This is a genomic window from Enterobacter sp. K510, from assembly GCF_055804875.1.
Genome location: NZ_JBNRLQ010000016.1, coordinates 12882 through 24986, shown reverse-complemented (window position 1 = coordinate 24986; position 12105 = coordinate 12882). Strand labels below are relative to the sequence as shown.

At 62.4% G+C, this 12105-nt stretch carries 8 protein-coding genes; 6 read left to right on the top strand and 2 right to left on the bottom strand.

From position 1 onward, the window contains the following. Positions 1–24 precede the first annotated feature (24 nt). Positions 25–378: a DsrE/DsrF/TusD sulfur relay family protein gene (locus ACQUTD_RS20840; protein ID WP_072568668.1), complete on the bottom strand. Its 354-nt coding sequence runs from the start codon at positions 376–378 to the stop codon at positions 25–27. Between the two features lie 66 nt (positions 379–444). On the opposite strand from ACQUTD_RS20840, the gene nasR reads away from it, so the two are divergent. The 6 genes from nasR (at position 445) to ACQUTD_RS20810 (ending at position 11482) form a co-directional block, all read left to right on the top strand. Continuing rightward, the gene (nasR, locus tag ACQUTD_RS20835) at positions 445–1626 is read left to right on the top strand and encodes a nitrate regulatory protein NasR (RefSeq protein WP_473276059.1); all 1182 of its coding nucleotides are present in this window, start codon (positions 445–447) and stop codon (positions 1624–1626) included. Between the two features lie 321 nt (positions 1627–1947). Then, on the top strand, positions 1948–3207 hold the full coding sequence (locus ACQUTD_RS20830) for an ABC transporter substrate-binding protein (RefSeq protein WP_473276057.1): 1260 nt from the start codon (positions 1948–1950) through the stop codon (positions 3205–3207). A 1-nt stretch (position 3208) separates the two neighbouring features. Next, positions 3209–4090 carry a nitrate ABC transporter permease gene (ntrB, locus tag ACQUTD_RS20825; RefSeq protein ID WP_072568664.1) on the top strand — a complete coding sequence of 294 codons (882 nt, stop codon included), beginning with the start codon at positions 3209–3211 and terminating at the stop codon, positions 4088–4090. A gap of 10 nt (positions 4091–4100) precedes the next feature. Next, positions 4101–4889, top strand: coding sequence for a nitrate ABC transporter ATP-binding protein (locus tag ACQUTD_RS20820; protein WP_473276055.1), 789 nt, complete (start codon positions 4101–4103; stop codon positions 4887–4889). Between the two features lie 9 nt (positions 4890–4898). After that, the gene (gene nirB, locus ACQUTD_RS20815) at positions 4899–8891 is read left to right on the top strand and encodes a nitrite reductase large subunit NirB (protein ID WP_473276052.1); all 3993 of its coding nucleotides are present in this window, start codon (positions 4899–4901) and stop codon (positions 8889–8891) included. Then, complete coding sequence (locus ACQUTD_RS20810) at positions 8888–11482, top strand: molybdopterin-dependent oxidoreductase (RefSeq protein WP_473276048.1); 2595 nt, start codon at positions 8888–8890, stop codon at positions 11480–11482. The genes nirB and ACQUTD_RS20810 overlap by 4 nt, the downstream gene beginning before the upstream one ends. Here the strand turns inward: ACQUTD_RS20810 and ACQUTD_RS20805 are convergent. After that, entirely contained in the window at positions 11459–12010 is a 552-nt protein-coding gene (locus tag ACQUTD_RS20805; RefSeq protein ID WP_072568660.1) for a YbhB/YbcL family Raf kinase inhibitor-like protein, read from the bottom strand. The genes ACQUTD_RS20810 and ACQUTD_RS20805 overlap by 24 nt on opposite strands. Positions 12011–12105 lie beyond the last annotated feature (95 nt).

Genomic DNA, 12105 nt, shown 5'->3' with positions numbered 1-12105 from the left:
ATATATATTAAAGCAGCGTGATTATTAAAAAGTCAGCACTTTGTCTGCCGCCAGCGTCCACTGCGCCAGCTCCACCAGGGTGCCGATTTCCACACCCTCTACCAGCGGCAACGCGCTGATGCCGCGTCCATCGGTGCAGGTTTTGCACAGCTTCACCGGCACGTTTTGCGCGGTGAGGATCTCCAGCATCTGCTGAATGTTATAGCCTTCGGCAGGACGCTGGCCGCGCAGCCCGGCGGTGACGGCATCGGACATTAAAAACAGCCGCAGTTCGGGGGCAGGATCCTGCTCACGCAGGGCGATAGCCAGACGCAGACTGTTAAACAGGGATTCACTGCCGTACGCCGCGCCGCTGGCGACGATCACTATCTTTTGCATTTTCACTCCTTCGACAAGGCATGATTATTGCTTTATTCAGCGGACACATTGACCGGGAGAATAAGCATGACCATAAATGCTGACCGCGCGAACAGCGCCATCGACTGGTTTCGTTACGCGCGCCAGATCCAGAAACAACAACTCCGCCAGCTGGCGCAGTCGGGTGAGCTGGCAAGCAGGATCTGCCATCTGGTGCATATGCTACAGTGCGAACGCGGCGCTTCCAACATCTGGCTCTGTTCGCAGGGGCGATTATATGAAGCCGAGTGCCGCGCCAGCCGCGCGCTGGTGGATGAACAACGGCAGGCGCTGCTGCCGCTGCTGCGTTTTGAGCAGCAGCTGAACAGCAGCGCCCTGTGCCAGCGTATCGCCGCCGCGCTCTGGGGGCTGGAACAGCTGCCTGAATTACGTCAGCGCGTGCACGAACAACGAACAGAAGCAGCGGAAGCCATGGAGCAGTTCAGCGCCACCATCCGTCATCTGTTAAGTATTGTGCCGCAGCTGAACGACACCCTCGACGATCCGCGCATTGTGCAGCCGCTGGTGGCGCTCTACAGCCTGATGCAGGGTAAAGAGCTGGCGGGGCAGGAGCGGGCGCTAGGGGCGCTTGGTTTTACCCTCGGTCATTTCAGCGACGCCCTGCGCCAGCGGCTGGTGGATCGCATCGACGGTCAGCAGCCCTGTTTTGATACTTTCCTTTCGCTCACCACCGGCGAACTGAGCGACATTTTTCACGCCCGCTGCGGGGCGACGCTGGAGATCGAACAGCTGCGTCGTCTGGCCTGTACCCGTCAGCCGCCGCAGGATCAGGGGGAAAACGCGCTGCGCTGGTTTGTGCTGCACACGCAGCGGCTGGAACAGCTACGCGCGCTGGAAGAATCACTGATCGACGCCCTGATGCATACCGTGGCGACCTTACTGGCGGAAGAGGATCAGGCCCCGCCGCTAAGCGCCGCCTTTCTTGAACCCGCCGGGGAGGGGCTGTCGCTGTGCTCTGATCATCAGCTGTTGCCGCTGGTGCGCCAGCAGGCGCGCGAACTGGATCAGCTCACTACGCAGCTGGCGTCGCTGAAAGCCTCCCTCGACGAGCGCAAGGTGATCGACAGCGCCAAGCACGTGCTGATGACACACCAGAATATGACCGAAGAGCAGGCATGGCAGTGCCTGCGCAAAATGGCGATGGACAAAAACCAGCGCATGGTGGAGATCGCCCGGGCGCTGTTAACGGTGAAAAATCTCTGGCAGTAATCCAAAAGGAGTAGTTGCACGGTTTACGGGCAAAAGATGCACATGCCCGGTGCGCGGGATTCAGTGTAGGCCGGGTAAGCGCAGCGCCACCCGGCAACAGACATCGTGCCGTCCGTCCCGCCCGGCGGCGCAGGCTTGCCGGGCCTACGATCTGCGGAGACGGCCGGGGTGAGGGGTTGAAACCTGGCATCCCCTTTGCATTACTACTATCACAACATACTGAACCGGCCCGCCAATGGCGGCAGGCAGGTTTTGAGGATAAAGGCGTCCTGCGGTGCGAAAGCACTGCCGGGCGCTTTTTTTTTTGCTTCAGGAGTGGTGATGGCTGATTCAACCTTTTCTCTTTCCCGCCGACGCCTGTTACAGGCCACCGCCGTTATGGGCGGCAGCCTGTTGTTACCGGGCGTGCTGCAGGCGGCTTATGCGGCAGGCTCTGACAAGCCGGAGCAGCAGACCGTGCGCGTCGGTTTTATCCCGCTTACCGACTGCGCGCCGCTGGTGATCGCCGCCCTTAAAGGCTTCGATAAAAAATATGGCATCACCCTTGTACCAACCAAAGAAGCCAGTTGGGCGGCGGTGCGCGACAAACTTACTTCCGGCGAGCTGGATGCGGCGCACGTGCTGTACGGGCTGCTTTACGGGCTGGAGATGGGCATCGGCCCCAAACCCCAGGCGATGGCGAACCTGATGACGCTGAACCAGAACGGCCAGGCGATTACCCTGTCGGCGGAGTTGCAGGAGAAAGGCATTCGTGATGCCGCCGGACTGAAATCCCTGATCGGCCAGAGCGCGCCGGGCAGCTATACCTTCGCGCACACCTTTCCGACCGGCACCCATGCCATGTGGCTCTACTACTGGCTGGCTAACGCCGGGATCAACCCCTTTGACGATATCCGCACCGTGGTGGTGCCGCCGCCGCAGATGGTGATGAACATGCGCATCGGCAACATGGTCGGGTTTTGCGTCGGCGAGCCGTGGAATACCCGCGCCATTAACGATCGTATCGGTTTTACCGCCGCCACCTCGCAGGAGATCTGGCCCGATCACCCGGAAAAAATCCTCGGCACCCGCCGCGCCTGGGTGGAGCAGAATCCGCACACCGCGCGGGCGCTGGTGGCGGCGGTGCTGGAAGCCGCCCGCTGGATCGACGCCTCGGCGGAAAACAAACGCGAAACCGCGCGCATTCTTGCCCGTCGCGCCTGGCTTAATACCAAAGAACAGTTTCTTACCGGCCGTCTGCTGGGGGAGTACGACAACGGCGCAGGCCGCCGCTGGCAGGACGCCCACGCCATCCGTTTCTTCAATGAGGGACAGGTTAACTATCCGTGGCACTCCGACGGCATGTGGTTCCTGACCCAGTTCAGACGCTGGGGACTGCTTAAAACCGCACCGGACTATGCCGCCATCGCGGCTCGCATCAACCGCACCGACATCTTCAGCGATGCCGCCGCCCAGGTCGGGGGGATTTCGCTGCCTTCTTCACCACTGCGCGCCAGCACGCTTATTGACGGCACCGTCTGGAACGGCACCGATCCGGAAGGGTATGCCAGCCGTTTTGCCATTCAACGTAAAGGGGCATGACATGACACTTGCACAGAAAAAAATCACCGTTAAGCCGGAAACCACCCAGGGCGAAGTGATCGTCCTGCCGCCGGTCCAGGTGCGTCGCCGTACGCCGCGCCTGAATCGCCATCTGCGCGATGTTGCGCAGCGTATTATCCCCGCGCTGCTCGGTCTGGGACTGCTGGTGGTCGCCTGGCAGCTGGCCGCCATTAACAGCAAAGGCTTCCCGACGCCGCTCTCCACCCTGGATTCCGCCCTGACATTGTTTGCCGATCCCTTCTACAACGACGGGCCTAACGACATGGGCATCGGCTGGAACGTGCTGGCCTCCCTGCAGCGGGTGGCGATAGGTTTCGGGCTGGCGGCGCTGGTGGGGATCCCGCTCGGCTTTTTGATTGGCCGCTTTGTCTTTTTCTCGCGCATGTTCACACCGCTGATCGCGCTGCTGCGTCCGGTCAGCCCGCTGGCCTGGCTGCCGATTGGCCTGCTGCTGTTTCAGAAAGCCGAACCCGCCTCCAGCTGGACCATTTTTATCTGCTCCATCTGGCCGATGGTGATCAACACCGCCGAAGGGGTGAAGCGCATTCCTGCGGACTACCTCAACGTCGCCCGCGTGTTACAGCTTTCTGAATGGACGGTGCTGCGCCGCATTCTGTTCCCGGCGGTGCTGCCTGCGGTGCTCACCGGCGTGCGGCTGTCCATTGGCATCGCCTGGCTGGTGATTGTCGCCGCTGAAATGCTCACCGGCGGCGCAGGTATCGGCTTCTGGATCTGGAACGAGTGGAACAACCTCAACGTGGAAAACATTCTCATCGCCATCGTCATCATCGGCGTCGTCGGCCTGCTGCTGGAGCAGGGCCTGATGCTCATCGCCCGCCGTTTCAGCTGGCAGGATAAATAAGGAGTCGCGTATGAAACCCATTATTCAGGTGCAGGCCGTCAGCCAGCGTTTCGCCACCGCCAGCGGTGAATTCCTCGCGCTGCAAAACGTCTCTTTTGATATTCACGAAGGGGAGACCGTCAGTCTGATTGGTCACTCCGGCTGCGGCAAATCGACGCTGCTCAATTTGATCGCCGGTATTACGCTGCCCACAGAGGGCGGGCTGATCTGCGATAACCGCGAAATCGCCGGGCCTGGCCCGGAGCGCGCGGTAGTGTTCCAGAACCACTCGCTGCTGCCGTGGCTGACCTGCTTTGACAACGTGGCGCTGGCGGTGGATCAGGTATTTCGCCGCACCATGAGCAAAGCCGAGCGCCGCGAGTGGATCGAGCACAATCTTGAGCGCGTACAGATGGGCCATGCGCTGCACAAGCGCCCGGATGAGGTGTCCGGCGGCATGAAGCAGCGCGTCGGCATTGCCCGTGCGCTGGCGATAAAGCCAAAAGTGCTGCTGATGGATGAACCCTTCGGCGCGCTGGATGCGCTGACCCGCGCCCATTTGCAGGACACGGTGATGCAGATCCAGCAGTCGCTGAACACCACCATCGTGCTGATCACTCACGATGTGGATGAAGCGGTGCTGCTCTCGGATCGCGTAATGATGATGACCAACGGCCCGGCGGCGACGGTGGGGGAAGTGCTGGCGGTAAACCTGCCGCGTCCGCGACACCGCGTGGCGCTGGCGGAAGACAGCCGCTACCACCATCTGCGTCAGCAAATCCTGCATTTCCTCTACGAAAAACAGCCGAAAGCGGCGTAAGGGGCAGCGATGATGCGGCAACTGATCATTATCGGCAACGGCATGGCGGCGACCCGGCTGGCGCAGGCGCTTATCAGCCGCGATGCGGCGCGCTTTGCCATCACCCTTATCGGCGACGAGCCCTGCGCGGCCTATAACCGCATCCAGCTTTCACCGGTGCTCAGCGGGGAAAAGCCCTTTGCCGATACCCGGCTGCTGCCCGCGGACTGGTACGCCGCTAATCGCATCAGCGTGCTGTCCGGCGAGCGGGTGCTGGCGGTGGATCACGCGGCGCACACCCTGCACACCGACCGGCGTCAGCTTCACTGGGACGAACTGGTGTTCGCCACCGGTTCGCAGCCCTTTATCCCGCCTATTCCCGGACACCATCAGCCGCACGTTTTCGCCTTCCGCACGCTGGCGGACGTCAACGCCATGCTGGCAATGAGCGGGCCAGTGGTGGTGCTCGGTGGCGGCGTGCTGGGGGTGGAAGCGGCGGCGGCCTTTGCCCGTCGTGGTGACAGTGTCACGCTGGTGCACCGCGCCGATCGCCTGATGGAGCAGCAGCTGGATCTCCGGGCGGGGGATCTGCTGGCGGCACACCTGCGGGCGCGCGGTATTACCTGCGAACTGAACAGCGGTATCACGGACATCGGGCAGGATGCCGTCACGCTGACCGACGGGCGCACCGTTCCGGCGTCGCGCGTGGTCATCGCCACCGGCGTGAAACCCAACGCGTCGCTGGCGCAGGCCAGCGGCATCCCGTGCCGGCGCGGTATTGTGGTGGATCGTCAGCTGCGCACCACTATGAGCGGTATCAGCGCCCTCGGCGAATGTTGCGAAATCGACGGCCAGACCTGGGGACTGGTGGCCCCCTGTCTGCAACAGGCCGACGTGCTGGCGGCCCGTCTGTGCGGCCAGCCCGGCGAGGATTTTCACTGGCACGACAGCGGCACGCGTTTAAAAGTCACCGGCATCGATCTGTTCAGCGCCGGTCTGGTAAATGCCGACGCCGGAGATCAAACCTGGCACAGCTTCGATCCGCTGTCCGGGCATTACCGCCGTCTGCTGATCCGCGACGGCAGGCTCGCAGGCGTGCTGCTGATGGGCGACTGCCGGAGCGCGGCCACCCTTACCGAACTGCTCGCCATCCCGCAACCCGCCAGCGCTGACTGGCTCTTTGACCGTTTCACAACCCGGCCGCAGGCTGAAGGACATAAGACAATGACAAAACCAACGCTGGTAGTGGCAGGACACGGCATGGTCGGCCACCATTTTTTAGAACAGTGCGTCAGCCGCGATCTGCATCTGGCGTATCAGATCGTGGTGCTGTGTGAGGAACGTTACGCCGCTTACGATCGTGTGCATCTGTCAGAATACTTTTCCGGGCGCAGCGCGGGATCCCTGTCGCTGGTGGAGGACGATTTCTTCACCCGCTACGGCATTGAGTTACGTTTGTCCTGCCGGGTGGCGGAAATCGACCGCGATCTGCGTGTGGTGCGCGATACCGCCGGGCATGAAACCCATTTCGACAAGCTGGTGCTGGCCACCGGCTCGTATCCTTTTGTACCGCCAGTGCCGGGGCGCGATCTGCCGGGCTGCTTTGTCTATCGCACCCTTGACGATCTGGACCGCATCCGTGAAAGCGCCGCCACCGCCACACGCGGCGTGGTGATCGGCGGTGGTCTGCTGGGGCTGGAAGCGGCGAATGCCTTAAAACAGCTTGGCCTGGAAACCCATGTCGTGGAGTTCGCCCCCAGCCTGATGGCGGTGCAGCTGGACGCTCCGGGCGCGGAGATGCTGCGCAGGAAAATCACTGCGCTGGGCGTCGGCGTGCACACCAGTAAATCCACCACCGCCATTGTCGAAACCGACAGCGGCATGGCGTTACAGTTCGCCGACGGCGGGACGCTGGACACCGATATGGTGGTGTTCTCCGCAGGCATCCGTCCGCAGGATGCGCTGGCGCGGGGCTGCGACCTCGCCATCGGCGAGCGCGGCGGCATTTGCATCGACGACGCCTGCCGCACCAGCGATGACGACATTTTCGCCATCGGCGAATGCGCCCTGTGGGAGGGCAAAATTTACGGTCTGGTTGCTCCGGGCTATCAGATGGCGCGGGTGGCCGCCGCTCAGCTGGCAGGCGAAAACGCCGTCTTCAGCGGCGCGGACATGAGCACCAAACTCAAGCTGCTGGGGGTGGACGTGGCCTCCTTTGGCGATGCGCAGGGGCGCACGCCGGAGTGCCTCAGCTACCAGTGGACCGACGGCCCGCACCAGACCTACAAAAAGATCGTCATCAGCCAGGACAGCAAAAAATTGCTCGGCGGCGTGCTGGTGGGCGATGCCAGCGACTACGCCACGCTGTTACAGATGATGCTTAACGATCTGCCGCTGCCCGCGCAGCCGGAAAGCCTGATTTTACCGCAGCTGGCAGGCAGCCCGGCGAAAGGCCTCGGCGTGGCAGCGCTGCCGGAGAGCGCGCAGATCTGCTCCTGCCATAACGTCAGCAAGGCAGACATCTGCCAGGCGGTCAGCGCCGGGGCGTCTGATATGGGGGCAATCAAAAGCTGCACCAGAGCGGCGACCGGCTGCGGCGGCTGTAGCGCGCTGGTGAAACAGGTAATGGAATTTCAGCTCGCCGCCCAGGGCGTGGAGGTTAAAAAAGACATCTGCGAACACTTTGCTTACTCCCGGCAGGAGATCTACCACCTGGTGCGCGTCAATCATATCCACACCTTTGATCAGCTGATTTCCCGCTACGGTCAGGGGCAGGGCTGCGAGATCTGCAAACCGCTGGTCGGCTCGGTGCTGGCGTCCTGTTGGAACGATTATCTGCGCAAACCTGTCCATCTGCCGTTGCAGGACACTAACGACCGCTTCTTTGCCAATATCCAGAAAGACGGCACCTATTCCGTGGTGCCGCGCATGCCCGCCGGGGAGGTCACTGCCGACGGGCTGATTGCCGTCGGGCAGATCGCCAAAAAATACCAGCTGTACAGCAAAGTCACCGGCGGGCAGCGTATCGATCTGTTTGGCGCGCAGCTCGATCAACTGCCTGACATCTGGCGGGAACTGGCGGACGCCGGTTTTGAAACCGGGCACGCCTACGGCAAATCCCTGCGTACGGTGAAATCCTGCGTCGGCTCCACCTGGTGCCGTTACGGCGTACAGGATTCCACCGGGCTGGCGGTGACCGTGGAGCATCGCTACAAAGGCCTGCGCGCGCCGCACAAAATCAAAATGGCGGTGTCGGGCTGTACCCGGGAATGCGCCGAAGCGCAGAGTAAAGACATCGGCGTTATCGCCACCGAAAACGGCTGGAACCTGTACGTGTGCGGTAACGGCGGCATGAAGCCGCGCCACGCGGATCTCTTTGCCAGCGATATGGATGAAGCGGCGCTGATCCGCACCGTCGATCGTCTGCTGATGTTCTATATCCGCACCGCCGACCGTTTACAGCGCACCAGCGTGTGGATGGATAACCTGGAAGGCGGCATCGACTATCTGCGCGAGGTGATCCTGGAGGATTCGCTGGGGCTGGGGGCAGAGCTGGAGCAGGAGATGGCGCGTATCGTCGAAACCTACCAGTGCGAGTGGCAGACCACGCTTAACGATCCGCAGCAGCTGGCGCAGTTTAAAACCTCCATTAATGGCGATGCGCCCTCCAGCGGCAAACCCTGGCAGGCGATTTGCGGCGTCGAGGAGATCCCGGAGCAGGCAGGGATCGGCGCGCGTATCGGCGAGCGGCAGATCGCGCTGTTCCGCTGCGGGCACTCGGTGTATGCGCTGGACGATCTGGAGCCGGGCAGCGAGGCGAACGTCCTGTCACGCGGTCTGATCGGTGACGCGGCGGGCGAGCCGATTGTCATTTCGCCGCTCTACAAACAGCGCATTCGTCTGCGGGACGGGCGTGCGCCGGACAACGGCGAGCCGCTGGTTCGCGCCTGGCCGGTAAAAATTGAAAACGGCAAAGTGTGGGTGGGCAATCAGGCCCTGCTGCTGCGCGCGGAGGCATCATGACGGAAACCCGGACAACCTGCCCGTACTGCGGCGTCGGCTGCGGCGTCATTGCCCGCGTGGATCAGGGCGAGGTCAGCGTGCGCGGCGATGAAAACCATCCGGCAAACGTCGGGCGGCTGTGTGTTAAAGGCGCGGCGCTGGGGGAAACCACCGGCCTTGCCGGACGGCTGCTGCACCCGCAGGTTGACGGCGAGCGCTGCGACTGGGAGCAGGCGCTGGCCACAACAGGCGAGCGCCTGCGCAGCATTATTGATGAATTCGGCCCGCAGGCGGTGGCGTTTTACGCCTCCGGCCAGCTGCTGACCGAGGATTATTACGCCGCCAACAAACTGATGAAGGGCTTTATCGGCGCGGCAAATATCGACACTAACTCACGCCTGTGCATGTCCTCGGCGGTGACCGGCTATAAGCGGGCGTTCGGCGCGGATGTGGTGCCGTGCAGCTATCAGGATGTGGAGCAGAGCGATCTGGTGGTGCTGGTGGGATCCAACGCCGCCTGGGCGCACCCGGTGCTTTATCAGCGGCTGGCGCAGGCGAAACGTGAACGCCCGCAGATGAAAATTGTGGTCATCGATCCGCGCCGCACTGCCACCTGCGACATCGCCGATCTGCACCTGGCGCTGGCGCCCGGCAGCGATGGCGGGCTGTTTGTCGGCCTGCTGCACGCCATTATGCAGCGCGGCGGCGAGGCAGGGGCGTTTGATGAGGGGGAACAGGCAGCTGCCGCGGCCGCTGACTGGCCGCCGGAACGGGTGGCGCAGTTTTGCGAGCTGCCACTTATGGAGGTCAATACCTTTTTTGACTGGTTTATCTCCGCGCCGCGCGCCATCACGCTTTACACCATGGGGATTAACCAGTCCGCCAGCGGCAGCGACAAATGCAACGCCATCATTAACGTGCATCTGGCGAGCGGTAAAATACACCGCCCCGGCTGCGGGCCGTTTTCGCTGACCGGTCAGCCAAATGCCATGGGCGGGCGCGAGGTGGGCGGGCTGGCGACGCAACTGGCGGCGCACATGAATTTTGAACCTGAGGATCTGGCCCGCGTGGCGCGCTTCTGGGGTACGGAGCGGCTGGCGCAGACGCCGGGGCTGATGGCGGTAGAGCTGTTTGAGGCCATCGGACGTGGCGAGGTGAAAGCGGTATGGATCATGGGTACTAATCCGGCGGTATCGCTGCCGGACAGTCTCGCGGTCTGCCAGGCGCTGGCGACATGCCCGCTGGTCATCGTCTCGGAGGTGGCGGCGGATACCGACACCAGCCGCTTTGCGCATATCCGGTTTCCGGCGCAGGCGTGGGGTGAAAAAAACGGCACCGTGACCAACTCCGAGCGGCGCATTTCGCGTCAGCGGGCGTTTTTGCCGTCGCCCGGCGAGGCGCGCCCCGACTGGTGGATCGTCGCGCAAATTGCCCGGCAACTGGGCTACGGCGAGGCTTTTGCCTGGCAGCACGTCCATGAGGTGTTCAGCGAGCATGCCGCGCTCTCCGGCTATGAAAACAACGGCAGGCGGGCGTTTGATATCAGTCGGCTGGCTAACCTCACCCGTGAACAATGGGATGAGATGACGCCGGTGCAGTGGCCGGTGGGAAAACCCCTCGATCTGACCCGGGGCTGGCGCGACAGCGGGCGGTTGCGTATGTTGCCGGTATTGCCGGAACGCACCCGCGCCCGGCCCGACGCGTGCTATCCTTTCATCCTCAACAGCGGTCGCATTCGCGATCAGTGGCACACCATGACCCGCACCGGCACGGTGGCGCGGCTGATGCAGCACATCGCCGAACCGCGGGTGGAGATCGCGCCTTCAGACGCGGCACTGCATGGCGTTCAAAGCGGCGATCTGCTGCGTATCAGCTCCCCGCGCGGCCTGATGGTGGCGCGGGCTTTCGTCAGCGAGGCGCAGCGGCCCGGATCCTTATTTGTCCCCATGCACTGGAACGCGGTGTTCGCCCGCCAGGGCAAGGTCAATACGCTGGTCGCGCCGGTATGCTGTCCGCAGTCGGGGCAACCGGAAAGCAAACAGACCGCTGTGCGTATCAGTGTCTGGCAACCCGCCTGGCAGGGGGAGCTGTTCAGTCGTGACAATGTCACTCTTCCGCCGTCGGTGCACTGGCTGCGTAAGGCCGCGTCGGTGACGCACTATACGCTGGCAGGCGATAAACCGGCGCAGCCGTGGCTGATGGCATTTTGCGAGGCGCAGGGCTGGCAATTACAACAGGCGCGGGGCGGAACCACGTGGCATCTGCTTGCCTGGCACAACGGGGAGTTAATGCTTGCCTTCTGGAGCGATCGTCATCTGCCGGAAACAGACAGCGCGCGGGTGGAAGCAGCCTTTGCCCGTGCCCCCGCGACCGCATATGAACGACATGCGCTGTTAAGCGGTCAGGCGGCGGACGCGCAGACAGCGCCGGGCCGCACCGTGTGCAGTTGTTACGGCGTGGGGGAAAATACCATTCAGGAGGTGATCCGCAACGGCTGCCATTCCGTCGCCGCGCTCGGCAGGACGTTGCGCTGCGGCACCAATTGCGGATCCTGTATTCCTGAACTTAACGCTCTGCTGGCGAGCGCGTTACTGCCCGAAGCGGCCGATTAACCCGGCGGCGCCCAGCGCTTTACCTTTCAGTTTTTCCAGCAGCTCCTCACGGGTTAACCCGGCAGGCAGATCGGGTGCCTGTTCGGTGGCGATCAGCGTAAAGGTATAGTGGTGCGCGCCTGTGCCCGGCGGCGGGCAGGGCCCATGCCATTTATCGGTGCCGGGGGTATTTTTTCCGCCGGTAAAGTTTTTGCCGTCCCGCAGATCGTTGGCCGCAAGGCCGGTAGCGGACGGCGAAATGTTATAGGCCACCAGATGCGTGACGCCTAAACCCTTCGCGCCTTCCGGATCGTGGACGATCAGCGCAAAGCTTTTGGTATTGGCCGGCGGGTTACTCCAGATCAGCGCCGGTGATTCGTTATCGCCGGTGCAGTTAGGATTATTGTCAGCCTTACCGGCGAAGCGTTTTTCCAGTAAGGCGTTATCCCCAAAGGCGGGGGATTGCAGCATAAAGAGTTCGCTGGCGCTGGCGGCGGCACCATAAAACATCAACGAACTCCATAAAGCCCATTTCAGCGTTTTATTCATGACCAGATCTCGTGCATAAGCGGTTCTATAACTGTAGTCCTGACGAAGCGGGAGCGATTAAGGATTTTCCTGGAATTTGTCAGAAAGCTGAAACC